Source organism: Rhizobium sp. ERR 1071, from assembly GCF_007828675.1.
Classification (GTDB): Bacteria; Pseudomonadota; Alphaproteobacteria; order Rhizobiales; family Rhizobiaceae; genus Rhizobium; species Rhizobium dioscoreae.
Map to the genome: position 1 here is coordinate 247,131 of NZ_VITM01000001.1, position 23,148 is coordinate 270,278.

At 60.5% G+C, this 23,148-nt stretch carries 21 protein-coding genes and 1 pseudogene; 12 read left to right on the plus strand and 10 right to left on the minus strand.

All coding sequences use genetic code 11. The features are described 5' to 3' along the window. Nucleotides 1-59 precede the first annotated feature (59 nt). Nucleotides 60-1,688, plus strand: coding sequence for a CTP synthase (locus FBZ99_RS01195; protein WP_069612218.1), 1,629 nt, complete (start codon nt 60-62; stop codon nt 1,686-1,688). Here FBZ99_RS01195 and ftrA read toward each other — a convergent pair. After that, nucleotides 1,651-2,688, minus strand: a complete 1,038-nt coding sequence (gene ftrA, locus FBZ99_RS01200; RefSeq protein ID WP_145631107.1) for a transcriptional regulator FtrA — start codon at nt 2,686-2,688, stop codon at nt 1,651-1,653. The two genes, FBZ99_RS01195 and ftrA, sit on opposite strands and share 38 nt — an antisense overlap. Before the next feature lie 65 nt (nt 2,689-2,753). Between ftrA and FBZ99_RS01205 the strand changes: the two genes are divergently transcribed. The 4 genes from FBZ99_RS01205 (at nt 2,754) to FBZ99_RS01220 (ending at nt 6,826) form a co-directional block, all read left to right on the plus strand. Continuing rightward, on the plus strand, nt 2,754-3,146 hold the full coding sequence (locus FBZ99_RS01205; protein ID WP_113330666.1) for a rhodanese-like domain-containing protein: 393 nt from the start codon (nt 2,754-2,756) through the stop codon (nt 3,144-3,146). Nucleotides 3,147-3,285: 139 nt separating this feature from the next. Further along, nucleotides 3,286-4,335 carry a HoxN/HupN/NixA family nickel/cobalt transporter gene (locus FBZ99_RS01210; protein WP_113330667.1) on the plus strand — a complete coding sequence of 350 codons (1,050 nt, stop codon included), beginning with the start codon at nt 3,286-3,288 and terminating at the stop codon, nt 4,333-4,335. An 85-nt stretch (nt 4,336-4,420) separates the two neighbouring features. Further along, nucleotides 4,421-4,954 carry a FecR domain-containing protein gene (locus FBZ99_RS01215; RefSeq protein WP_113352508.1) on the plus strand — a complete coding sequence of 178 codons (534 nt, stop codon included), beginning with the start codon at nt 4,421-4,423 and terminating at the stop codon, nt 4,952-4,954. A 12-nt stretch (nt 4,955-4,966) separates the two neighbouring features. After that, nucleotides 4,967-6,826: a CHASE2 domain-containing protein gene (locus tag FBZ99_RS01220; RefSeq protein WP_113352509.1), complete on the plus strand. Its 1,860-nt coding sequence runs from the start codon at nt 4,967-4,969 to the stop codon at nt 6,824-6,826. Between the two features lie 26 nt (nt 6,827-6,852). Here the strand turns inward: FBZ99_RS01220 and FBZ99_RS01225 are convergent, their stop codons facing one another. Beyond that, nucleotides 6,853-7,452 (minus strand): LysE family translocator, encoded by a 600-nt coding sequence (locus FBZ99_RS01225; RefSeq protein ID WP_113352510.1) that lies wholly within the window; start codon nt 7,450-7,452, stop codon nt 6,853-6,855. 97 nt (nt 7,453-7,549) lie between these two features. On the opposite strand from FBZ99_RS01225, the gene FBZ99_RS01230 reads away from it, so the two are divergent. Continuing rightward, a complete protein-coding gene (locus FBZ99_RS01230) occupies nt 7,550-8,464 on the plus strand; it encodes a LysR family transcriptional regulator (RefSeq protein ID WP_145631109.1) in 915 nt (304 codons plus the stop codon). Here FBZ99_RS01230 and FBZ99_RS01235 read toward each other — a convergent pair. After that, nucleotides 8,434-9,522, minus strand: a complete 1,089-nt coding sequence (locus FBZ99_RS01235) for a citrate synthase/methylcitrate synthase (RefSeq protein ID WP_145631111.1) — start codon at nt 9,520-9,522, stop codon at nt 8,434-8,436. The two genes, FBZ99_RS01230 and FBZ99_RS01235, sit on opposite strands and share 31 nt — an antisense overlap. Before the next feature lie 84 nt (nt 9,523-9,606). Here FBZ99_RS01235 and FBZ99_RS01240 point away from each other — a divergent pair, with 84 nt between their 5' ends. Next, on the plus strand, nt 9,607-10,740 hold the full coding sequence (locus FBZ99_RS01240; RefSeq protein ID WP_145631113.1) for a citrate synthase: 1,134 nt from the start codon (nt 9,607-9,609) through the stop codon (nt 10,738-10,740). A gap of 33 nt (nt 10,741-10,773) precedes the next feature. On the opposite strand, the gene FBZ99_RS01245 is transcribed toward FBZ99_RS01240, so the two are convergent. Both FBZ99_RS01245 and tehA read right to left on the minus strand, forming a co-directional pair. Next, nucleotides 10,774-11,145 carry a VOC family protein gene (locus FBZ99_RS01245; RefSeq protein WP_113352514.1) on the minus strand — a complete coding sequence of 124 codons (372 nt, stop codon included), beginning with the start codon at nt 11,143-11,145 and terminating at the stop codon, nt 10,774-10,776. Nucleotides 11,146-11,175: 30 nt separating this feature from the next. Then, nucleotides 11,176-12,177, minus strand: a pseudogene (gene tehA, locus FBZ99_RS01250) (dicarboxylate transporter/tellurite-resistance protein TehA). Between the two features lie 304 nt (nt 12,178-12,481). Here tehA and gnd point away from each other — a divergent pair. After that, on the plus strand, nt 12,482-13,507 hold the full coding sequence (gene gnd, locus FBZ99_RS01255; RefSeq protein ID WP_069612206.1) for a phosphogluconate dehydrogenase (NAD(+)-dependent, decarboxylating): 1,026 nt from the start codon (nt 12,482-12,484) through the stop codon (nt 13,505-13,507). Nucleotides 13,508-13,632: 125 nt separating this feature from the next. Here gnd and FBZ99_RS01260 read toward each other — a convergent pair whose 3' ends face one another. Genes FBZ99_RS01260 through FBZ99_RS01280 form a run of 5 tightly spaced genes read right to left on the minus strand, consistent with a single transcriptional unit; the run spans nt 13,633 to nt 19,121 of the window. Then, nucleotides 13,633-14,859, minus strand: coding sequence for a molybdopterin molybdotransferase MoeA (locus FBZ99_RS01260; RefSeq protein ID WP_113352516.1), 1,227 nt, complete (start codon nt 14,857-14,859; stop codon nt 13,633-13,635). 3 nt (nt 14,860-14,862) lie between these two features. Next, nucleotides 14,863-15,357 carry a cyclic pyranopterin monophosphate synthase MoaC gene (gene moaC / locus FBZ99_RS01265; protein ID WP_113330677.1) on the minus strand — a complete coding sequence of 165 codons (495 nt, stop codon included), beginning with the start codon at nt 15,355-15,357 and terminating at the stop codon, nt 14,863-14,865. A 1-nt stretch (nt 15,358) separates the two neighbouring features. Then, nucleotides 15,359-16,174 (minus strand): indole-3-glycerol phosphate synthase TrpC, encoded by an 816-nt coding sequence (trpC, locus tag FBZ99_RS01270; RefSeq protein ID WP_113330678.1) that lies wholly within the window; start codon nt 16,172-16,174, stop codon nt 15,359-15,361. A gap of 6 nt (nt 16,175-16,180) precedes the next feature. Then, entirely contained in the window at nt 16,181-17,203 is a 1,023-nt protein-coding gene (gene trpD, locus FBZ99_RS01275) for an anthranilate phosphoribosyltransferase (protein ID WP_113330679.1), read from the minus strand. 25 nt (nt 17,204-17,228) lie between these two features. Then, on the minus strand, nt 17,229-19,121 hold the full coding sequence (locus FBZ99_RS01280) for a peptidylprolyl isomerase (protein ID WP_113352517.1): 1,893 nt from the start codon (nt 19,119-19,121) through the stop codon (nt 17,229-17,231). A gap of 180 nt (nt 19,122-19,301) precedes the next feature. Here FBZ99_RS01280 and FBZ99_RS01285 point away from each other — a divergent pair, with 180 nt between their 5' ends. From FBZ99_RS01285 to FBZ99_RS01300, 4 genes are all read left to right on the plus strand, one after another. After that, nucleotides 19,302-19,583, plus strand: coding sequence for a hypothetical protein (locus tag FBZ99_RS01285; RefSeq protein WP_069612302.1), 282 nt, complete (start codon nt 19,302-19,304; stop codon nt 19,581-19,583). A 304-nt stretch (nt 19,584-19,887) separates the two neighbouring features. Beyond that, nucleotides 19,888-20,352 (plus strand): MarR family winged helix-turn-helix transcriptional regulator, encoded by a 465-nt coding sequence (locus FBZ99_RS01290; protein ID WP_069612200.1) that lies wholly within the window; start codon nt 19,888-19,890, stop codon nt 20,350-20,352. Further along, nucleotides 20,345-21,571, plus strand: coding sequence for an HlyD family secretion protein (locus FBZ99_RS01295; protein WP_145631115.1), 1,227 nt, complete (start codon nt 20,345-20,347; stop codon nt 21,569-21,571). Before FBZ99_RS01290 ends, FBZ99_RS01295 begins: the two co-directional genes overlap by 8 nt. Then, a complete protein-coding gene (locus FBZ99_RS01300) occupies nt 21,564-23,108 on the plus strand; it encodes a DHA2 family efflux MFS transporter permease subunit (RefSeq protein WP_113330682.1) in 1,545 nt (514 codons plus the stop codon). The genes FBZ99_RS01295 and FBZ99_RS01300 overlap by 8 nt, the downstream gene beginning before the upstream one ends. Nucleotides 23,109-23,148: the final 40 nt, after the last annotated feature.

Below are 23,148 nucleotides of genomic sequence, written 5' to 3' on the forward strand. Positions count from 1 at the left end.
TCCGGAAACGAATTTTAGGGCTAGCGGAATCATTTGTGAAAAGGTATCCGGTGACTCCCATGGCGCGATATGTATTCATCACTGGCGGCGTGGTTTCTTCCCTCGGAAAAGGAATTGCGGCTGCGGCTCTCGGAGCGTTGTTGCAGGCTCGTGGTTATCGAGTCCGCCTGCGCAAACTCGACCCCTATCTGAACGTGGATCCGGGCACTATGAGCCCGACCCAGCACGGCGAGGTCTTCGTCACCGACGACGGTGCGGAAACCGACCTCGATCTCGGCCACTATGAGCGCTTCACCGGCCGCTCGGCCACCAAGACCGATAACATCACCACCGGTCGCATCTACAAGAACATCATCGACAAGGAACGCCGCGGCGACTATCTCGGCGCGACCGTTCAGGTCATTCCGCACGTTACCAACGAGATCAAGGATTTCGTCACCGAAGGCAATGACGACTATGATTTCGTCATCTGCGAGATCGGCGGCACGGTCGGCGATATCGAAGCCATGCCTTTCATGGAAGCGATCCGCCAGCTCGGCAACGATCTGCCGCGCGGTACGGCTGTTTACGTCCATCTGACGCTGATGCCCTATATCCCCGCTGCCGGCGAGCTGAAGACCAAGCCGACGCAGCATTCGGTCAAGGAACTGCAGGCACTCGGCATTCATCCTGACATTCTGCTGGTTCGTGCCGATCGGGAAATCCCCGAAGCCGAGCGTCGGAAGCTTTCGCTGTTCTGCAACGTGCGGGAATCTGCCGTCATTCAGGCGCTCGATGTCGCCAACATCTATGACGTGCCGATGGCCTACCACAAGGAAGGCCTCGACAATGAGGTTCTCGCTGCTTTCGGTATCGAGCCGGCTCCGAAGCCGCGCCTGGAGCAGTGGGAAGAGGTCTGCAATCGCATCCGCACGCCGGAAGGCGAGGTGACGATTGCCATCGTCGGCAAATACACCGGGCTCAAGGATGCGTATAAGTCGCTAATCGAGGCACTGCATCATGGCGGCATCGCCAACCGGGTCAAGGTCAAGCTCGAATGGATCGAATCCGAGGTCTTCGAAAAGGAAGATCCGGCGCCGTATCTTGAGAAAGTTCACGGCATTCTCGTTCCCGGCGGCTTTGGCGAGCGCGGTTCGGAGGGCAAGATCCTGGCAGCCCGCTTCGCACGCGAACGCAAGGTTCCGTATTTCGGCATCTGCTTCGGCATGCAGATGGCCGTCATCGAAGCGGCCCGCAATCTGGCCGGTGTCGAACATGCCTCGTCGACCGAGTTCGGCCCGACCAAGGAACCTGTCGTTGGCCTGATGACCGAATGGCTGAAGGGCAATGAGCTGCAGAAGCGCACGGCATCCGGCGATCTCGGCGGCACGATGCGCCTCGGCGCCTACAAGGCGGCCCTGAAGAAGGGCACGAAGATTTCCGAGATCTACGGCTCCACAGATATTTCGGAGCGTCATCGCCATCGCTACGAGGTCAATGTCGACTACAAGGACAGGCTGGAAGATTGCGGCTTGACCTTCTCCGGCATGTCACCGGACGGCGTTCTGCCTGAAACGATCGAATATGCGGATCATCCGTGGTTCATCGGCGTCCAGTATCATCCGGAACTGAAGTCCCGTCCGCTGGAGCCGCATCCGCTGTTCTCGAGCTTTATCGAAGCGGCGACGGAACAGAGCCGGCTGGTTTAAGATTTGCAAATCGCTTGCGGTAGTCGCTCGGGCTCACCGCAAGCCTCTCCCGAAAATGATGGCGCATGGTGGCGAGCGATCCAAACCCGCTCGCCGCGGCTACATCGTCCAATGAAATGGCCGTTTGCTTTTCAAGCAGATCGCGGGCGCGCCGCAGCCGCTCGCTGAGCAGCCATTCCCCCGGCGTCATGCCGGTGGTCGCCTCGAAACGGCGCTGGAAGGTCCGCACACTCATGCCGGCCCGCGCTGCAAGTGCCGCAATGGGCTGATCTTCCTGCAAACGCTCGCGCATCCATTCAAGCAGCGGGCCTAAACGAGCTCCCTCACGCTGTCTCAAAACCGGCGTTTCGATATATTGCGCCTGGCCGCCCTCGCGATGGGGTGGAACCACAAGACGGCGGGCGACGCTGTTGGCAATATCCGGTCCGTAATCGCGGCGCACGACATGCAGACAGAGATCGATGGCGGCGGCACTGCCGGCGGCGGTCAGCACCTTGTCTTCATCGACATAGAGAACATCGGCATCGACTAATATATCCGGATAGCGCGTAGCAATGGAATCGACGTAGCGCCAATGTGTGGTCGCCCTGCGGCCGGCGAGTAGACTGGCCGCGGCAAGGACTGCGACGCCAGAGCAGAGGGACATGATGCGGACACCACGGCGGCTGGCCGCTTGGAGTTCGGCAATCAGCAGGGCAGGGACCGGCGTTCCGATACCGCGCCAGCCGGGCACGATGATGAGGTCGGCATCGGCAAGGACTTCAAGACCGTGGTCGACCTGTACCGTCAACCCGCCCGCGGCGCGCAGAGGGCCATCCTCGATCGCGCAGGCGGAAAAGCGATACCAGTCCTTGCCCATTTCCGGGCGCGACAGGCCAAAGATCTCATAGGCGACGCCGAATTCGAAGGTGCACAGCCCGTCATAGACGAGGGTGACGACATGGGGGCCGCGGAGATTGGGGTGATCTAAGTTTGGCATGATTTTGACGCTATATGGCATTTCGGCCAATTTCAACCATGGGATCGCTCAGGCATGAATGCACCGAACCAAATAAGGAGCGTTCCATGTCCCTCGTCAGTGAAATTCCTGCTGCAGATCCCAGTCTCGTCGCTGAGCACTATGCCAAGAGACTTGGCTTCGAAACCGATTGCTCCGACGTCTACCAATCCATGACATCGGGCAATGTCGATTTCGTCTTGTTCGATGTCCGCGGCCCGGCCATGTTCCAGGAGAAGCATATCCCGGGTGCGATCAACCTGCCGCATGGCAAGATGACCGCGAGGAAGATGGCGGAATGGCCAGACGATACACTCTTCGTCGTCTATTGCGCCGGACCGCATTGCAACGGCACCGACAAGGCGGCCTGGCGTCTGGGCACACTCGGTAAGCGCGTGAAGGTCATGATCGGCGGCATGACCGGCTGGGCCGATGAGGGGTATCCGTTCGAGAAGGACTGAGCGCCAGGGGCAGAACCGGCATAGACGGGTCTGCCCATTTTTACGACACTGCGAAAAACTTCGGCATCTACGTCATTCGACTGTCGCGCTGCTTTCGTTTCCGTGACATTGTGCGAGTAAGCATAACGGGAACAAAAGTATGATTCTCAATCCATTTGATGATCGCGCGGAAAGGCCGCGGGCGAAGATCGCCTTCACCTTCGCGCTGCTGATCGTTTTCAATATTGCCGCCTGGATCTGGGCTTGGGTCGCTTTTGCAGACCGTCCGTCTTTGCTTGGTATTGCCCTTCTTGCCTATATGTTCGGCCTGCGCCACGCCTTCGATGCCGATCACATCGCCGCGATCGACAATGTCGTGCGCAAGCTCATTCAGGAAAAGAAGCAGCCTTATGCCGTCGGCTTCTTCTTCTCGCTCGGTCATTCCTCGATCGTCGTGATCGCCTCGATCCTGATTGCCGCAACGGCGGCTGCCATGCAGAGCCAGCTCGATTCCTTCCACGATATCGGCGGCGTCATAGGTACGACGGTTTCGGCGGTCTTTCTGCTGCTGATCGGCGTTGCCAATCTCTTCGTCCTTAAAGGCGTCTGGTCCGCTTTCAGAAGGGCGCAGAGGGGTGAGCGGATCGCAGAGGAAGACCTCGACACGCTGCTTGCCGGCGGCGGTTTTCTGGCACGCATCTTCCGTCCGATGTTCAAGGTCGTCACCCGCTCCTGGCACATGTATCCGATCGGCTTCCTTTTCGGCCTCGGCTTCGATACCGCAACGGAGATCGGGCTTCTCGGCATTTCGGCCGCTCAAGCCGCACAGGGCATGTCCTTCTGGACCATCCTCGTCTTCCCGGCGCTGTTCACCGCCGGCATGTCGCTGATGGATACGCTGGATAGTACGCTGATGACGGGAGCGTATGGCTGGGCCTTCGTCAAGCCGGTGCGCAAGCTCTGGTACAATCTGACCATCACTGCGGCTTCAGTTGTCGTCGCCGTCTTCATCGGTGGTATCGAGGCTTTGGGGCTCATCGCCGACAAACTCGGCCTCGAAGGCAGCTTCTGGAGCTTCGTCGGCGAACTCAACGACAACCTTGCCAATTTCGGCTTCGCCGTCGTCGGCATCTTCTTGCTGAGCTGGCTGGTTTCGACCGTGCTCTACAAAGCCAGAGGCTACGACAACTTGCAGATCAATCGCTCATGACGCATCATCGCCCCAGGGATCGGGCATACCGTGACTGGAGATCGCCGTCCGCGGCTCCAGTCGCATGCGATGAGGGGCCACAATCATGATCCACGCAAGCAATGTTCGCAGCCTAGTGCTGGCAGCAGGCAGTCTATGCATCGTCAGCGCCGGCACGGCTTCTGCACAAGCCGTCGCAAATTGCCCATTGCAGCCTGCCGTCAGCACGACGCGCCAGGTCTTGAATTGCGAAGCTGGGCTTAGCGTCACCGTCGAGCGTGGCGCTCACTACCGGTTTGCAGACCGAAACCATGATGGTCGGACGGATGCTGTCGTACTCGACAGCAAGGCAGCACTGGTTGATGTCGATCGCAACCGTGTTAAGGGCGGATTCGAAGTGGTGACGCCGCAGGCGATCGCCGCCGTGCGCGGCACGCGCTGGGCCGTCGACGTGAAACGGGGCTATACCTCCGTGCTTGTCCTGCGCGGCCGGGTCGCGGTCAATAAGGTATCGACCGGGCAGGGGGTTACGCTAGGCCAAGGACAAGGCGTCGACGCCGACCGGGGGCGCGCCGCATTGCGTGTCACCCAATGGGGACAGCCGCGCATAAATGCTTTGATGGCGCGCCTCGGCCAGTGAGATTCCGACATCATGCGCAGACCGCCGCTGCAGACGCTGATTGCGCTTTTCTTGACTGCCGTCTGGGGGATGGGCCTGGGCGTCGCGCATCTGCGCGGTGACATTCCCTTTGTCGACGGCGCCGAAGCGACGCTCACGAACCTCCGCAATACGCTCGGCGGCAGCTTCCAGCCACCCGATCTCGTCACGATCATTGCCATAGACGATGAGACGTCGCGTATGGCGGGACACTATCCTTTGCCGCGCGCCACGCTCGCCAAAGTGATCGATGTCATCGCCGCATTGGGGCCGAAAGCCGTCGCGCTCGATCTGCTTCTGGTCGATGCCGGCGACGAGGCCAACGATGCAGCATTGGAACAATCGCTCAAACGGACCAAGGTTGTGCTGGCCGCAGCCGGCATCTTTCCCGAAAGCCGCCAGCGCGTCACAGAAGATAGCAAGGAACCTCTCGCTCGCGTGCCCAGTGCGCTGCAATTCCTCGAACCGCAGCAGCGGTTCGCCGACGTCGCAAGCTATGGTATCGTCAATGTGCAGACCGACAAGGCGGGCACGCCGCGTTTCGTGCCTTTGCTGTTTCGCAGCGGCGAGCGGATCGAACCATCCTTTTCGCTGCGTGTCGTTTCCACCGCAACCAACGAGCAGACAACCGTCATCTCCGATCATATCAAGATCGGTGACAGGTCCATCCAGACCGATACCGGCTATCTCATGCCGCTCTCGTTCTACGGTCCGCGCGGAACGATCCGCACCGTCAGCGCCGGTGCTGCGCTCAACGGGCACTTGCCGGAGGCTGCGATCAGGGATCATATCGTCGTTATCGGCGCGACCGTTACCGGCGGCGGCGATGTCTTTCCAACACCCTTCGATCCCGTTCTACCTGGGGTCGAGGTTATCGCGACCTCGATCACGCATCTGATTGCCGGAGACGGGCTGGTACGCGACCGCAACGTCCGTTTTATCGACCTTTATTTCGCCGTCGGCCTGCCGCTGCTCGTCATTGCCCTTCTCTCCTGGCGGCGCAGTGCCATCGGCCCGATAACAATACTCGGCGTCATGCTTGTCTGGTTCGCAGTCAACGTCAGCGCATTCAAGCATGGAATATGGCTGAGCGCAGCACTGCCGATTGCTGCGACCGTACCACCAATGCTGCTATTTGGCGCTGCGCAGCTTTGGCTCGACCGCAGGCGAGCGACGCGATTTGCCGAGCAAAGCGAGCTCCTGCAGCGCATCGAGGCGCCCGGTCTTGCCGAGCATCTTGCGCGCGATCCCGATTTTCTCGCAAGCCCTGTGCAACAGGAAGCGGCCGTCGTCTTCATCGACATCAACGGCTTCACAGGTCTTAGCGAGGCCATTGGCCCAGCAGCTGTTCGGGAACTGCTGAACGGCTTCTACAATCTCGTCGATGAAGAGGTAACCGCATCCGGCGGCGCCATCACCAGCTTCATGGGTGACGGAGCTATGATCCTTTTCGGCCTGCCGCAGCCGAAGCCGAGCGATCCCGCCAATGCGGCGCGCTGCTGCATTCGTCTCGCCGCGCGGATGAAGGGCTGGCTCTCAGCACTGCCGGAGACAGTCGCTTCCCGCATCGGTTTCAAGATCGGTGCGCATTGCGGCACCATCGTCGCCTCCCGGCTGGGTGGTGAAGGACGACAGCAGATCACCGCAACCGGCGACACCGTTAACGTCGCAAGCCGGCTGATGGAGGTCGCCGCCAGCAATCGCGCCGAAATCGCCATCAGCCATGAGCTTTTGCTTTCCGCCGGTCAGGACAGCGCGCCTTTCAATGAGGGCAGCCTCGATGGCCCGATCGAAACAGGCTTGCGTGGTCGCGCCGGGACCTTGACCATATGGCTTTGGCGCAGCCGGCCGTGATCAAACCAGCCTCCATCTGCCTGGTTTCATTCTCCCCACATCGGAATGATTGAAATCACCAGGAGGCACGCAAGAGAGATATTGACCGCGCGCCACTGCCATGCCGCTTTCAGCAGACGTCCGAGCATCTGCCCGAGAAGGCACCATACGGCGAGCGAGAAGGCTGCGATAAGGCAGAAAGTCACACCGAGCAATATACCAAGTCTGACGGGACTTTCTGCCAACGCAGCGAAAGAAGCAGCAGCCCCCATCGTCATGGCCCAGCCCTTGGGATTGTGCCAGAGCATCCATACGCCGGCGAGGAAGCCTGTCGGTCTCGCCATCTGCCCCACCTCGCGCGGCTGGCCGCTTCTGCCGATCCGAACGGCGAGCCAGAGCAGATAGAGGGACCCCAGCGTCTTCATGGCGATCTGCAGCATCGGCAGGGCCATCAACACGCTGCCGAGCCCCGCAGCCGCAGCGCAGGCCATGGAGCCCAAGCCGAAGGCAAAACCGCCCATGACGGGTATGGAGCGACGGAAGCCGAAATGCGCGCCGGACGCAGTCGCGAGCGTGGTCGCACCGCCCGGCGTTATGGTGGAAACCAATGCGAAGAGTATCAGCGGCAGCAGAGGTTCGATTGTCATATCCAGCCCTTCTCTAATTGAAAAAGGCATAGGCGCAGCTCTGGCATCATGAAATCGAATATTGAAGGATCAAGGCATTAGTAATTATAATGCTTAGATGATCCGAAACTTCGATATTACCCTCATCAGAACCTTCGCCACCGTTGCCGACCAGGGCAGCATGACAATTGCCGCCAATATGCTGCATATGACCCAGGGCGCCGTCAGCCAGCAGATCAAGCGGCTGGAGGATATGCTCGGCTGCGCTCTGTTCGAACGGGACAGGCGCGGATTGCGGCTGACGGAGGCCGGTGAACGCCTGCGCGGCAATGCCCGCCGCCTATTGGCGTTGAATGACGAGATCTGGGACGACATGACGGAAAGCACTGTTCGCGGTGGCGTCCGCCTCGGCGTTCCCTATGATCTTGTCGGAGCGACGCTGGCGCCCGTGCTGAAATCCTATGCCCAGCGCCATCCTCAGGTGGAGATTTCTCTGATCTGCGCATCGTCTCCGGAGCTGCTGGATGAGTTGGGGAAGGGAACCGTCGACCTCTGTGTGGCGGAGGAACCATACGGCACGTCGCAGGGCGAATGCCTTGCTGTGGAGCGGCTCGTCTGGGTTGGAGCGAAGGCAGGCAATGCCCATCGCAAGGTACCGCTGCCGATTTCGATGGTTGCCGATACCTGTGCCTTCCGATCATCGGTCTTTGCCGCACTCAGCAAGGATGGGTTGCGCTGGCGGACGGTCTTTGAGAATGGCAATATCGAAGCGACCACGGCGACGGTGCGCACGGATCTGGCTATCACCGCCTGGCTCGCTTCGACCGTTCCAACCGATCTCGATATCCTCACCGGCGAGCAGGGTCTGCCCGAGCTGCCGGTCTTCTCAATCAACCTGCATTTGCCGAAGGGCGGCGCAACACCGCAGGCGCTGGAGCTTGCCCGCCATATCCGCGAGGGCATGACGCGGCCGCCTAAATTCCGTCTCCTTGATAAAACCGCCTATGCCGCCTTCGGCAGCGGACCGACATAGCGCGACTGCGGCCGGATCAGACGCCCATCGAGCGTCTGCTCGCGGGCATGGGCGATCCAGCCGACCGTGCGGCCGATCGCGAAGACGCCGGTAAACGAACTGCGAGGAAAGCCGAGAGCATCGAGCAGCAGGGCGGTGTAGTATTCGACGTTGACGTCCAAGGGCCGATCCGGTTTGCGCTCCTTCAGCAACGCCAGCGCCGCCGCCTCAATGGCTTCCGCCAGCGCGATACGTCCAGCATCTGCCTGGCCGCTCGCAAAGATCGGCTTTAATGCAGTCTTCAGCGCATCGGCGCGCGGATCGCGGACGCGATAGATGCGGTGACCGAAACCCATCAGCCGCTCGCCACGATCGAGCGCGTCAGACAACCATGCCCGGGCATTTTCCGGTTTGCCGACGCCGTCAAACATGTCGAGGACAGGGCCGGGGGCGCCGCCATGCAACGGACCTTTAAGGGCGCTGATTGCGGCGAGCACAGAGGAGGTCAGACCGGCATGAGTCGAGGCGATGACGCGGGAGGCGAATGTGGACGCATTCAAGCCGTGATCGGAAATCGTCACCAGATAGGCATCGAGGCCTGCGGTCTGCTCTGCGGTCGGGCTTCGACCCGTCAGCATGCGCAGGATATCACCGGATTGGGACAAGGATGCATCCGGCTTTATCGGTGCTTCGCCTTTCTGCAATCGCAAGATGGCCGGCAGGAAAACGGCCGGTGCCGCCATCAGGCGGATCGCGGTGGCGAAATCCTCACCGTCGGCCACGCGCGCCAGCAAGGCCCGCACAGCATCCACGGGTGGTAGCGCGAGCAGAGCGGCATCGGCGGCCTTCACATGCGTGAAAAGCGCAACGCGTGCCGCGCCGAGCTGAGTTCGGAGGGAAGCTGCGTCGATATGTTCGTCAAACAGGCCATCCAGCAGCAGCGCCGCAACATCCTCGAAGCGGCTGGTTGCCACCAGATCATCAAGCGACACGCCGCGGATGATCAAGCGACCGGCAGCGCCGTCGACGTCGGACAGCTTGGTTTCTGCGGCAATGACATCTTCAAGACCACTTTTCATTACGGTTCTCCTTTGACTATCCGATTAGATCGGATCTATTCCTATTGACGTCAATCTTGACGCAATTGATCAATATGAGGACCGATGAGCTGGCTGACGGCAGAGCAGGCGCTGAACCTGCTGGGAACGAAATCACAGACGCTCTACGCCAATGTCAGCCGCGGGCGCATTCGTGCGAAAGCCGATCCCACGGATACGCGGCGCAGCCTCTATTTTGCCGATGACGTCAAGCGATTGGCCACCCGCCACGCCGGACGGCGCAAGACCGAGACGGTGGCCGCCGAGGCCATTCAATGGGGCGATCCGGTATTGCCATCGGCACTGTCGACGGTTTCGAACGGAAGGCTTTTCTATCGCGGCAAGGACGTGGCGATGCTTGCCGAAAGCGCAAGCCTCGAAGATATCGCGCGGCTGCTTTGGGACATGAAGCGGCCGTTGCGATTCGATCCAAGCGAGGCGTGGCGGAAGCCGCCTTCCTTGGATAGTGCTTTCTCCGCGCTTGCCGAGCGCATAACAAGCGATCTGCCATCACTCGGGCGTTCGCTTCCGGCACTGCAAAATGAAGCCGAAAGCGTGTTTGGTACGGTGGCTGAGGCCCTGGCCCCGGGCGCGTGGGATCAACCACTGCATCGCCGTCTCACGACTGCCTGGGACCGCCCTGATGCCGCCGATATGATCCGCCGCAGTTTCGTCTTGCTTGCCGATCACGAGCTGAACGCTTCGACCTTCACCGCAAGGATCACGGCATCCGCAGGCGCCACGCTATCCGCCGCCACTCTATCCGGCCTCTCCACACTGACAGGTCCGCTGCATGGCGGTGCATGGCAGAGCGTGCGTACGCTGATCGCGCGGGCAGCCACGACGGGGGTGGATGAGGCGGTCCGCAGCTATCTCGCGGAAGGACGGCCATTGCCGGCTTTTGGCCATCAGCTTTATCCTGATGCCGATATCCGGGGAGAGGCGTTGCTTGGCTGCTTCACGCTGCCGCCGCTCTTCGCCAGAGTTCGCGATGTCGGCGAGCAGCTGGTCGGAGAACGCGTCAATGTTGACTTCGCCCTGACGGCGATGACCCACGCCTATCATCTCCCGGAGAATGCGCCGCTAATCATCTTCGCGCTGGCACGGACGGTCGGATGGCTTGCGCATGCCATGGAGCAGGCGACCAGCGGTAGGCTCATTCGGCCGCGCGCGCGTTATGTCGGTCTGCCGGTACCATGATCTCATCCTTACCGGACGTAGGGCGCTTTTTGCTCAACTCACCGGCAGGTGACAAACAGCTTCGATATTGTGGCCATCAGGATCGAGAATGAAAGCGCCATAGTAGTTCGGATGATAATGAGGGCGCAGACCTGGGGCACCGTTATCGGTGCCGCCGGCGATTATCCCGACCCGATGGAAGTCATCGACGAGCTCCCTGTTTGGGGCGGCAAAGGCGATATGGGTGCCTGTTTGCAAAGCATCGCGCTGACCGATCCAGAAGAAAGCCTTCTGGCCAATGCCGTAACCCGCAAATCTTTCGCCTTCGGCATAAAGGCGTTCTATGCCTATGGAGCGCAGTAGTGTGTCGTAGAAGATCTTCGATCGCTCGATATCGCGAACCCCGATCGTCACATGATCAAGCACATCACCCTCCAAAAGTGCGATTGAACTCTATTAACGCTGACCAACGGCGCCAACGTCGCGGTCGGCAAGCTCGACCCAACCAATGACAAGTTTGCGGTTGGCAATCAGCCAGATCGTTGCCAGCGCGACCAAACCGACGACGATATTGGCAGCGACGAAGAGAATGGGAGCAAGTTGCGTCACTGGACCGACATCGCCACGTTCGACAAGGCGCATGGGGGCGGTTGCCAGTGCGGTCGCGCCGAAGGTGAAGGCCCAATAAGCGGGGCTGAAGCCTTCTTTCATGATCCAGGGCAGGAGGCGCAACATGATCAGGGCCTGCAGCAAGCCGTAGCCGATCATTGCGTGGACGAGCATGTCGGGAGGGCTTTGTGTGGCGCTGATATAGGCTAACGCACCGACAGCCGGCGGAGCCAGTTGAATTCCGAGGGTTGGTCGCAGCGGCGCGGCCAACGCCGGCCCCGTCAGCAGGCGATGCAGCAGGGCGGATTCGATAGCAAGCCAGGCGAAGAAGCCGGCGCCGAAGAAAAGCTGCGCCCATTGCGGAAAGCCGAGTGCGGCGCCGACAATAGCAGTCACGAAACTGCCGGCGACGTTTGGCAGATAGAGCACGGCTGTCGTCGTGGCAATATCGCGTTCGCCCTGCCAGAGCCCTCCGGTTCGCCAGACGGAGAACGCCAGGGTATAGACGGCGCCGATCAGGAATATTGTTTCGGCGCCGATACGCGAATAGGGCAGCAGGCCACCGGCCACCAGCATGGTTGCGACACCGACAAGGCCGATAAAGCAGCATTGGACAGGGTGCGCCACTTCCTTGAATGCCTCCTCGCGCGCCACCATCCACTTCAAAGCGTAGAGCACGATCAGCACCAGCCAGACGGCCAGCGCAATAAAGGTCAGAAATTCACCGATCAGTACTGGCAGATGCTAGATGCGGGCACCCACGCGCCAGGCATTGGCTAGACCGGAAAGCCCAAGAACCATGCCGAAAAACGAAGCTGGAACCAGCGGTAGTTTCAAAGACGCAGCCATATGCCCCCTTTGACGCTCTATGTGAGCGCCACCCTAAAGAGAATGATGCAAAGAACCCGAGATCGATGCTAAATCCATCAACATGAATGAAGCGCAAAATACAGCTTTCCTCGAAACCGGCAAAGCGCGATCATGGCGAAAAGCGGGAGGTCAGACCAGGCGACATCACAGATGCGTGAACGGGCGAATTTTCCTTCGCTGACCGGCTTATGCATAGCTCGCCCGTCATTTGTTCATTGGAAAATGCTGCGAAATGTCTCTATTGAACATTCAAACGATTAAAACCGTCCTAGGAGACTGACATATGCAAATCGGAATGATTGGCCTTGGCCGTATGGGCAACAACATGGTGCAGCGCCTGATGAGAGGCGGTCACAGTGCGGTTGTTTTCGATGCGCGTCCGGAAAGCATCGCCGGGCTTGAGCAGCTCGGCGCCACCGGCAGCAAGTCTCTCGCGGATTTCGTATCGAAGCTCGCTAAGCCGCGCGTTGTCTGGCTGATGTTGCCGGCGGCAATCGTCGATCAGGAATTGGCGGCGATCGTCCCGCTGCTGGAAGAGGGCGACATCGTCATCGATGGCGGCAATTCCTATTATCACGACGATATCCGCCGTGCCGAAGAGCTGAAGCCGAAGGGCATCCATTACGTCGACGTCGGCACCAGCGGTGGCGTTTTCGGTCTGGAGCGCGGCTATTGCCTGATGATCGGCGGCGAAAAGGAAACCGTCCAGCATCTATCGCCGATCTTCGCGACACTTGCCCCCGGTGTCGGTGACGTCGCTCCGTCGGCAATGCGCTCGGAAGAGGCTGCCAAGAACAGCACGGCGGAGCAGGGCTATCTGCATTGCGGCCCATCCGGCGCCGGCCATTTCGTCAAGATGGTCCATAACGGCATCGAATATGGCCTGATGGCTGCCTATGCCGAAGGCTTCAACGTTCTGCGCCATGCCAATATCGGCAAGCAAGACGCGGAGAAGGACGCCGAAACCGCGCCGCTCTCCCACCCGCAGTATTACCAGTATGATCTCGACATCGCCGAAATCTCGGAAGTCTGGCGCCGCGGCAGCGTGATCACCTCTTGGCTGCTCGACCTCACGGCCGATGCCCTGCACGGCGATGCAGCGCTTTCGCAATATGCCGGCCGCGTTTCCGACTCCGGCGAAGGCCGCTGGACGATCTCGGCCGCGATCGACGAAGGCGTTCCAACGCCGGTGCTGAGCGCTGCGCTTTACGGCCGTTTCGCTTCGCGCGGCAATGACGACTACGCCAACAAGGTTCTCTCTGCCATGCGCGCCGGCTTCGGCGGCCACCATGAGAAGCCGGCGAAGTAATTGGTTGGTCTATCGATCTGATGATAGCGAGCCGGGTGGGTCAAACCTCCCGGCTTTTTCTTGTCCGCTTTTATTATCCCGATACGTCGAGCCGGAAACCGCCTTGCACTTTTCCTGGGGGACCTTCAGCCCAGCAGATCGGGCCGCAGGAATATGACCGGAGTGGGCGAACCGACTTCCAGCTGCGAGGCATGTGGCGGGCGGACGACCAGGCAATCGGCACGCGAAAAGACTTTCATCATCGACGAATCCTGCTTCGAGAAGGGCTCGGCGAGCCAGCCGCCGTCGGCAGCTTTCGTCAGCGTTGCGCGGACGTAATCCTGTCGCTGATCGTTCGCCGCAAAGGACATGGCGGCGCGTGCAAAGCCTTCGCGCTTTATCGGCGGCAGGGATGCGAGCTTTCTTATCAATGGCTCGAGAAAGAGCAGGCCGCAGACAAGGCTGGAGACGGGATTGCCGGGGAGGCCGAGGACATGCATGTCGCCGAGGCTGCCGACCATCAGCGGCTTGCCGGGGCGCATGGCAATGCGCCAGAAATCCAGCTTCATTCCTGCAGCCACCATTGTCGCCTGCACCAGATCGTGATCACCGACAGAAGCGCCGCCGAGCGTGACGATGATGTCGGCCTTGGCCACCTGCGCACGGCCGATGGCGGCGGTGATATCGTCGCTGTCGTCGGCGACGATGCCGAGATCAAGCACATGCGCGCCTGCATTGCGGGCCAGTGCAGCGATGCCGAACGTGTTGGACGCGATGATCTGCGAGGGACCCGGTTCATTGCCGGGAGCCACGAGTTCATCGCCGGTCGCGAGAATCGCCACCAGCGGCCTCCGGTAGACATCCAAGGCCGGATGGTTCATGGCCGCGGCGACGGTGAGCCGCGAAAAATCCATCACCGTGCCGGCGGGAAGCACCGATTCGCCTTCCAGGAAATCCTGTCCGCGCGGGCGAATATGCTGCCCCTTGCGCAAGGGATAGGTCGTACGGATGCGATCTCCCTCCAGGCGCTCGGCGTCCTCCTGCAAAAGTACCGAATCGGCACCGGCCGGAACCGGCGCACCGGTGAAAATGCGAACCGCTTCGCCCTTGCTGACGGTTCCGTCGAAAGCATGGCCGGCAGCCGAGGCGCCGATGACCTGCAGCTCAGAACCCGGCAGTGCCGCATCATCGAAGCGCAGCGCGTAACCGTCCATCGCCGAGGCATCGAAAGGCGGTTGGGTCAGGCGGGCGGCAAGATCCTTGGCCAGAACCCTGCCTTCGGCCATATCGAGCGGAACGCTTTCAACACGGTGGATCGGCGCGGCACTGTCCAACAAGCGCGCTTGCGCTTCGACAACGGGTAGCAGGCTCATATATCAGGCCCTCGGATGGCGGAAATCCCCCGATTTGCCGCCGGATTTCTCCAATAGAGTGATTCCGCCGATTTCCATGCCGCGATCGGCGGCCTTGGCCATGTCGTAGATCGTCAGGCAGGCGACGGAAACCGCCGTCAGCGCTTCCATCTCGACGCCGGTGCGGCCGGTCAGCTTTGTCGTCGCGGTGACCCGGAGACCGGGTAGGGCGGCATCCTCTGCGATATCGACGGAAACCTTCGTCAACATGAGGGGATGGCAGAGCGGGATGAGATTGCTGGTCTGCTTCGCTGCCATGATGCCGGCAAGCCGCGCCGTGCCGATCACATCGCCCTTCTTAGCGTTGCCGTCGCGAATCAGCGCCAAAGTCTCGGGTTTCATCTTGACGTAACCGGCCGCGGTGGCGCTGCGGGCCGTCTCGGCCTTATCGCCGACATCGACCATGTTGGCTTCGCCCGAAGCGTCGATATGCGTGAGAGCAGCCTTCTCGGTGCTCATCTCACTCGGCCGCCAGAATGCCGGTTTCGCCGTTCAGCAGCAGTTTGGTTGCCGCCGTCACATCGTCCTTGCGCATGAGGCTTTCGCCGACGAGGAAGGTGCTGATACCGACGGCCTCGAGACGCTTGCAGTCGGCGTGTGTGAAGACGCCGCTTTCGCCGACCAGCAGCCGGTCCTTCGGTACCATGGGCGCCAGCTTCTCGCTGACCGTCAAGCTTACTTCGAACGTGCGCAGATTGCGGTTGTTGATGCCGACCAGCGGCGAGGACAGTTTTAGTGCACGATCCATCTCTTCGGCGTCGTGGACCTCCACCAGCACATCCATGCCGAGGCCGAAGGCCTCGTCCTGAAGACGCTCGGCGTCATCGTCCGAAAGCGATGCCATGATCAGCAAGATGCAGTCTGCACCCCAGGCACGGGCTTCCTGGACCTGGTACGTGTCGAACATGAAATCCTTGCGCAGTGCCGGCAGCGAGCAGGCCGCGCGGGCAGCCGTCAGGAATTCCGGAGCACCCTGGAAACTCGGTGTATCCGTCAGCACCGAAAGGCAAGCCGCACCGCCGGCCTCGTAGGCCTTGGCGAGGGCAGGCGGGTCGAAATCGGGGCGTATCAGGCCCTTGGACGGGCTTGCCTTCTTGATTTCGGCAATCAGGCCGAACACACCGGATTCCTGCCTGGCAAGCAGCGCCTTGTGAAAGCCGCGCGGTGCGGACTGGTCAGCCTGCATGGCCTTGAGATCGGAAAGGGAAAGCTTGGCCTTGGCAGCGGCGATTTCCTCGCGCTTGTAGGCCTCGATCTTTCTAAGGATATCGCTCATGATGTCCTAGTCCTGTCCTTCTTCATTGGAAACGGCAATGAGCTTTTCCAGTGCAACGGCGGTGGCGCCGCTATCGAGCGAATGAGCCGCGAGCTTCATGCCATCATGCAGCGTTTCCGCCTTGCCGGCAATGACCAGCGAGGCCGCCGCATTGGCAAGGGCGATGTCGCGATAGGCGTTCTTTTCGCCGGCGAGCACTGCGCGAAGGGCTGCGGCGTTCGCAACGCCGTCACCACCCTTGAGATCGGCAAGGTCAGCATGTTGCAGGCCGAAATCGGCCGGTGTCAGTTCGAAGCTACGAATCCTGCCGTTTTCCAGGGCCGCTACGGAGGTCTTGCCCGTCGTGGTGATCTCGTCCAAGCCGTCGCCGTGCACGACCCAGACGCTCTCTGCGTTGAGATCCCTCAGCACCTCGGCCAGCGGCAATACCCATTGTGGCGCGAAGACGCCCAGCAGCTGACGACGAGCGCCGGCAGGATTGGACAACGGACCAAGGAGATTGAAAATCGTGCGCGTGCCGAGTTCGACACGCGAGGGGCCGACATGGCGCATGGAAGAATGATGCAGCTGCGCGAACATGAAGCCGATACCGGCTTCCCGAATGCAGCGAGCAATCGTCTCAGGTCCGATATCGAGCTTGATACCCAATACGGATTGCGTGTCGGCGGTGCCGGCCTTGGAGCTTTGGGCACGATTGCCGTGCTTGGCGACGGGCACACCCGCGCCGGCGACGATGAATGCCGCCAGCGTCGAGATATTGTATGTGCCAAAGCCATCGCCGCCGGTGCCGACGATATCGATCGCATCGGCAGGCGCTTCCACCGGCAGCATCTTGGCGCGCATGGTCGTCACGGCGCCGACGATTTCATCCACCGTCTCGCCGCGAACGCGCAGCGCCATGAGAAATGCACCGATCTGCGACGGCGTGGCCTCGCCCGACATCAGGATTTCGAATGCCTGCCGGGCTTCGTCCCGCGTCAGCGCCTCACGATTGGCCACCTTGGCGAGGAAAGGCTTCAATTCTGTCATTGATGATCCATCCTCCCGTATGGGTCTAGCGGGACATCGCCTGTTCGGCGAGGCTCTGGTTGACCGTTACGGCGTATTTGGACTGCAGCTGGCCGACTATCTGGTCGAGGATGTCGTCGCCGGCAGCATTGGCGATCTGGGCCACCTGCTGATCGTCGTTGCTCAGCGCATCGGTCGTCGGATTGTCGTTGACATCGGTGACTTTGAGCAGGATCTGCGTCGTGTCATCGGCGCCGACAGCGTTGGCGGCCGTATCGACCGGACCGGAGAAGGCGGCAGCGATACCGCCGCGACCCAGAACCGGATCATCCGTCGAGCGCGTGATGCCGGTCTTGCTTTCAACAGCGATGCCAAGCGGCGCGGCGATATCGGCGAGCGACTTGCCTTTCTGCGCTTCCTGCTTCAGCTCGGCGGCCTTGGCGGCAAGCGCGACCTTCTGCTGCTCGGCGGTCCAGTCGGCAACTGCCTTTTCACGGACTTCGGAAAGCGGGCGATCATGATCGGGCGTGACGTTCATGACATCATACCAGATGTAGCCATCATTGCCGACCGTCAGGGGAGCAGGGTTGCCACCCTGATCGGCCTTGAAGACCTCCGAGATCAGCTGCTGGCGGGCCGGCAGATCCTTGATCTCATTGCCATTCTGATCGAGGCCGGTCTGGTCGATCGCATCGATGGTAACGAGCTTCAGCTTGAGTTGCGATGCCGCATCCTGCAGCGATGCGCCGGAGCCGCGCAGGTCTTCGAACTTGTCGTGGACGCTGGTGATTTCATTGGCAGCGTTGCCGAGCGCAATCTGCTTGCGGATATCTTCCTTGACGTCGTCGAAATTCTTGGCCGTTTCGTTCTTCACATTGGTTACACGCAGGATGACCGGACCGAATGAACCGTCCACGACGGGCGTGGTGCCACCTTCCTTGGAGACGGCAAACGCCGCTTCGGCAACGGTCTTGTCCGGAACCTGATCCTTGGTGAAGGTGCCGAGCAGCACGTCGGACGGCTTCTTGCCCTGATCGGAGACGAGCTGATCGAAGGTGGTTCCCGTCTTCAGCGCATCGGCTGCGGCATTGGCGAGATCCTTGTTGGCGAAGGTCAGCTGCTCGATGGTGCGCGTTGCCGGCGTGGTGAAGCTGTCCTTGCGCTTGTCGAACTGCGCCCGCACTTCGTCATCCGTGACACTTGCCACATCGGCAATATCCTCGGCCTGCAACTTCACATAGGCGAACTTGCGGTATTCAGGCGCACGATATTTCGACTTCACGCCATCGAACCATTTCTGCAACACGTCGTCGGCCGGCGCCTTGACGGGATCGATATTGGCATTGGTCAGCAACAGATAATCGATGCTGCGGGTCTCGTCGTGATACTGCTTGACCGCATCGGCAAGAACCGCCGGTGCGACAAAGCCGTTGGACACAGCTTCGACGATTTGGCTGCGGATCGCGACTTTGCTGCGCTCCTTGATATAATCATCGGGCGATATGTTGCTGTTGCGCAGAAGCATATCGAACTTTTGGCGGTCAAAGGCACCGTTCGCAGCCTTGAAGGCCGGATCGTCGCCGATGAGCTTGGCAAGGCGGTCTTGCGAGAGGCCGAGGTTCATGTCAGCGGCGAGCTGATCGAGCGAAGCGCCGGCGACGAGCTGCGCCACCGTCTGTTGCCCGATGCCGAAGGCGCGAGCCTGCTCCGGTGTGATCTGCATGCGCAGCTGCTGGCTGATCGCCTGGATCTGGCGGCGATAGGCAAGGCGGAACTCATTGGTATCGATGTGCTGATCGCCGACTGTGACAACGGTATTGCTGCCACCGCCCGTGATAAGGGACCGCTCGACGCCCCACACGCCGAAGGCCGCCGCAAGAAGAAGCAACAAACCTTTGGCAACCCAGGTCTGGGCGATTTTTCTCAGCACGTCGAACATCGGAAAGCAAACCTCGTCATCATCAAGTCTTCGCCCGCAGGCGAAACAATCGGAGTTCCTTAGAACAATCCGAACCGGAATTGAAGAGCCAGTGGGGAAATCGCCTGATGAGGTGCAGCCATGCCGGAACCTTTGAGAAGCGGCAGCGTTCTAGCAATGCGGAAACATAAGGAGCACACGATGGCAGAGACCAAATCAGCCTCTACTCAGTCGTCTTCGGCGCGAGCACAAACGGAAACGGCAATGGAGGATCTTGCCGCCCAGGTCGCAGCCTTACGCGAAGATCTGGCAAAGCTGTCACAAAGCGTGGCGGCTGTGGGGCAGGGAGCGAAATCTGTCGTCGCGGAGGAAGCCCAGGAGATCACGGAGCAGTTGCGCGAGAGAGTTCGAGAAGAGCCGATTTTCATGGTCGCTGCCGCAGCAGGCATCGGTTATCTGATCGGCCTTCTGAGCCGACGCTAGTCAAGACGAGCTCTCGACGGGTGGACCAGCCACTCCGAACGACCGCAGCTGCGAAACTGCCGAAAAAGGCGCGGACGATTCGTTCGCGCCTTTTCAATTGGTAACTGCAAGCGCCCCGTATGCAAGAATTGCAGAATATATGCATTGCACCACAACCGAAGCCTGCTGCGACATCTTTGTGACACTCCCTGCGGCATGTTGACCATCGCCATTTGTTGAACGCGCACCCTCTTGTATCACGTGGGCGCTTACTATACGTAACAACAATTATAAGGTTGCTTATGAATAGCAGGCTCCCCATACAATGATTTCGACCCCCACCGTTGGTTTTCTCCTCCATGATGTTGCGCGACTGCTTCGGAAGAGATTCGAGCAGCGCGCGAAGGATTTGGGCCTGACGCGCTCGCAGTGGCAAACCCTTGCCTACCTTGCAAACAATGAAGGTATCCATCAGGCCGGACTGGCCGAAATTCTCGAAATCGAGCCGATCACGCTGGTGCGTATTCTGGACAAGCTCAGCGAACGGGGGCTGGTGGAGCGCCGGCAGCATCCGAATGATCGGCGCAGCTGGCTCCTCTATATGCGCGAAGAGGCCCGGCCGTTGATGGACGCCATGCGCAGCATTGGCGAACAGTCGCGCAAGGAAGCGCTCGAAGGCGCCTCTCAGGAAGATCAAGAGCGCCTCTATGAATTGCTTACCCTTATGAAATCGAACCTGGTTAGCGCCTGCCGTTCAAAAGCAGTCGATAAAGAGTTACAACATGGCTGAAGCATCCTCCCCACTTCGCGTACCCGCGAACGCAAACTCCTCCGAACAAAATCAAGCTCCCATCGCCGAGGCTCCATCCTCCAACCCGGCGCCCCAGCCTTCCACGACCGCGCCGGCCGCACCGGCAGCGCCCCCGGAGGCGCCGCGCAAACGCCGTGGCATGACGCGACCAGTCCTGTTTGCGCTGCTTCCGGTCGCGCTTGTCATCGGTGGCTACTACTACGTCACCGGCGGGCAGATCATGTCCACGGACAATGCCTACATTCAGGCCGATATGGTCGGTGTTTCCACCGACGTTTCCGGCACGGTAATCTCGGTCGACGTGCATGAAAACGAGGTGGTGAAGAAAGGACAGGTGCTTTTCCGCCTGAAGCCCGATTCGTTCCGGATCGCGCTTGAAGGTGCGAAAGCGCAACTCGGCAATGCTAGGAACCAGATCCTGAACCTGCAGGCGAGCTACAAGCAATCCCTGTCGGAAATTGCGCAGGCGCAGGCCGACATCCCGTACTATCAGACGGAATTCGACCGCCAGCAGAACCTGATCACCAATTCGGTCGCTTCCAAGGCGGCTCTCGACCAGGCCAGACACAACCTCGAAGCCGCGCAGCAGAAGGTATTGGTCGCAAAGGCCACAGCCGCCGCGACTCTCGCCCAGTTGGGCGGCGAAGGCACTGCCGATCTGCCTCCGGAGCAGAACCCGCTCTATCTGCAGGCGAAGGCTGCGGTTGACAATGCGCAACGCGAACTTGACGACACCGTCGTCAAAGCCCCCTTCGACGGCGTGACCGCAAACGTACCCTCGCTGCAGGTCGGCGCCTATCTGACGGCTTCCCAGCCAGGATTTTCGCTGGTTTCCACCACACATCTATGGATCAACGCCAGCCCGAAGGAAACCGAACTCACCTATGTCCGGCCCGGCCAGAAGGTCGATATCTCGGTCGACGCCTATCCGGGTGTGACCTGGAAGGGCACGGTTGCCAGCATAGCGCCGGCATCCGGTTCCAGCTTCTCGCTTCTGCCGGCGCAGAACACGACCGGCAACTGGGTGAAGGTCGTCCAACGCATACCGATGATCATCAATATCGACGACACGGCGGGCAAGCCTCCGCTGCGCGTCGGAATGAGCGTCGTCGCCGATGTCGACACCGGCCATGCCCGCGGCCTGCCTGATTTCGTCACCAACCTGCTGGGTCATTCCCGCGGTCAGGATCATGAGTAATACCGCCACCGCTTCTCCCGCGGCGCCCGTTGCCAATCGTGGTGCGATCACCGCCTGCGTCATCCTGTCCGTCATCATGCAGGCGCTGGATACCACCATCGCCAATGTCGCCCTGCCGCATATCCAGGGCGACGTTTCCGCCAGCGCCGACCAGATCAACTGGGTCCTGACGTCCTACATCGTCGCTGCGGCGATCATGACGCCGCCCTCCGGCTTCCTCTCGGCAAAATTCGGCCGCAAGCGGGTCTTGCTGGTGGCAATCGCCGGCTTTGTCGTTGCCTCGGTGCTGTGCGGCCTGTCGGAATCGCTGATACAGATTGTGGGCTTCCGCCTGCTGCAGGGCCTGTTCGGCGCTTCGCTCGTACCGCTGTCACAGGGCATCCTGCTCGATATCTACAATGTCGAGGAGCGCGGCCGTGCCATGGCGCTGTTCGGGGTCTCGGTCATGGTCGGGCCGGTTCTGGGTCCCGTCATCGGCGGCTGGCTGACCGACAATATCAGCTGGCGCTGGGTATTCTACATCAACGTGCCGATCGGTGCGCTCGCCTTCTTCGGCATCGTCGTCTACGTGACGGAAACCAAGCTCGATGCACTCGCCAAGCTCGACTGGTTCGGCTTCGGCATGCTTTCGATCGCGATCGCCGGTTTGCAGCTGTTCCTCGATCGCGGCGAGCAGCTCGACTGGTTCTATTCGAGCGAGATCATCGTCGAGGCGCTCGTCTGCGTCAGCGCCTTCTATCTCTTTCTGGTGCACATGTTCACGGCCGAGCGAAGCTTCGTCAATCCGCGGCTCTTCATGGACCAGAACTTTGCCGTCAGCATCCTGTTCATCTTCATCGTCGGCGTAACCTATCTGGCTTCGCTGGCGCTAATGACGCCTTATCTGCAGACGCTGATGGGCTATCCGGTCGTCACTGCCGGTATCGTCATGGGGCCACGCGGCCTCGGCACCATGTTCTGCATGTTTCTGGTTGGGCGGCTGATCGGCAAGGTCGACACCCGCTGGCTATTGTTCATCGGCCTCGCGCTGACGGCCTGGGCCATGTACGACATGACAGGCTGGACGCCGGATGTTTCGCAATGGACGCTGATTTCGGTCGGCTTCGTCCAGGGTGCCGGCCTCGGCTTCCTCTTCGTGCCGCTGACAACCATTGCCTTCGCGACGCTACCTGCGCAGATGCGCGGCGAAGGGACCGGCCTCTACAACCTCTCGCGTAATATCGGCTCCAGCGTCGGCATTTCGGTCGTCTCGATGCTGATTACCGAGAATACGCAGGTCAACCATGCTAATATCGCCGCCTATGTCACGCCATTCAATCGGTATTTCGGCCTCGCGGCCGCACAGGGCGTGAGCCCGATGACGGCAGTCGGTCGTGCGACGCTCGATGGGATGATCACGACGCAGGCGACCATCATCGCCTATATGGACGATTTCAAGCTGCTGATGCTGATGTCGATCTTCGCCATGCCGCTGCTGGTGCTCTTGCGCAAGCCGAAGGCACCGCCGGCGGTCGATCACAGCGTCGCGATGGAATAGCTACGCAGCCTTTCCAGTTTCACTGCGTGGCTCAGCGGCT

What these genes read in the sequence shown, in the direction of transcription:
- FBZ99_RS01195 (WP_069612218.1), top strand. Translation starts at nt 60, where the DNA reads ATGGCGCGATATGTATTCATCACTGGCGGCGTGGTTTCTTCCCTCGGA.
- ftrA (WP_145631107.1), bottom strand. Translation starts at nt 2,688, where the DNA reads ATGCCATATAGCGTCAAAATCATGCCAAACTTAGATCACCCCAATCTC.
- FBZ99_RS01205 (WP_113330666.1), top strand. Translation starts at nt 2,754, where the DNA reads ATGTCCCTCGTCAGTGAAATTCCTGCTGCAGATCCCAGTCTCGTCGCT.
- FBZ99_RS01210 (WP_113330667.1), top strand. Translation starts at nt 3,286, where the DNA reads ATGATTCTCAATCCATTTGATGATCGCGCGGAAAGGCCGCGGGCGAAG.
- FBZ99_RS01215 (WP_113352508.1), top strand. Translation starts at nt 4,421, where the DNA reads ATGATCCACGCAAGCAATGTTCGCAGCCTAGTGCTGGCAGCAGGCAGT.
- FBZ99_RS01220 (WP_113352509.1), top strand. Translation starts at nt 4,967, where the DNA reads ATGCGCAGACCGCCGCTGCAGACGCTGATTGCGCTTTTCTTGACTGCC.
- FBZ99_RS01225 (WP_113352510.1), bottom strand. Translation starts at nt 7,452, where the DNA reads ATGACAATCGAACCTCTGCTGCCGCTGATACTCTTCGCATTGGTTTCC.
- FBZ99_RS01230 (WP_145631109.1), top strand. Translation starts at nt 7,550, where the DNA reads ATGATCCGAAACTTCGATATTACCCTCATCAGAACCTTCGCCACCGTT.
- FBZ99_RS01235 (WP_145631111.1), bottom strand. Translation starts at nt 9,522, where the DNA reads ATGAAAAGTGGTCTTGAAGATGTCATTGCCGCAGAAACCAAGCTGTCC.
- FBZ99_RS01240 (WP_145631113.1), top strand. Translation starts at nt 9,607, where the DNA reads ATGAGCTGGCTGACGGCAGAGCAGGCGCTGAACCTGCTGGGAACGAAA.
- gnd (WP_069612206.1), top strand. Translation starts at nt 12,482, where the DNA reads ATGCAAATCGGAATGATTGGCCTTGGCCGTATGGGCAACAACATGGTG.
- FBZ99_RS01260 (WP_113352516.1), bottom strand. Translation starts at nt 14,859, where the DNA reads ATGAGCCTGCTACCCGTTGTCGAAGCGCAAGCGCGCTTGTTGGACAGT.
- moaC (WP_113330677.1), bottom strand. Translation starts at nt 15,357, where the DNA reads ATGAGCACCGAGAAGGCTGCTCTCACGCATATCGACGCTTCGGGCGAA.
- trpC (WP_113330678.1), bottom strand. Translation starts at nt 16,174, where the DNA reads ATGAGCGATATCCTTAGAAAGATCGAGGCCTACAAGCGCGAGGAAATC.
- trpD (WP_113330679.1), bottom strand. Translation starts at nt 17,203, where the DNA reads ATGACAGAATTGAAGCCTTTCCTCGCCAAGGTGGCCAATCGTGAGGCG.
- FBZ99_RS01280 (WP_113352517.1), bottom strand. Translation starts at nt 19,121, where the DNA reads ATGTTCGACGTGCTGAGAAAAATCGCCCAGACCTGGGTTGCCAAAGGT.
- FBZ99_RS01285 (WP_069612302.1), top strand. Translation starts at nt 19,302, where the DNA reads ATGGCAGAGACCAAATCAGCCTCTACTCAGTCGTCTTCGGCGCGAGCA.
- FBZ99_RS01290 (WP_069612200.1), top strand. Translation starts at nt 19,888, where the DNA reads ATGATTTCGACCCCCACCGTTGGTTTTCTCCTCCATGATGTTGCGCGA.
- FBZ99_RS01295 (WP_145631115.1), top strand. Translation starts at nt 20,345, where the DNA reads ATGGCTGAAGCATCCTCCCCACTTCGCGTACCCGCGAACGCAAACTCC.
- FBZ99_RS01300 (WP_113330682.1), top strand. Translation starts at nt 21,564, where the DNA reads ATGAGTAATACCGCCACCGCTTCTCCCGCGGCGCCCGTTGCCAATCGT.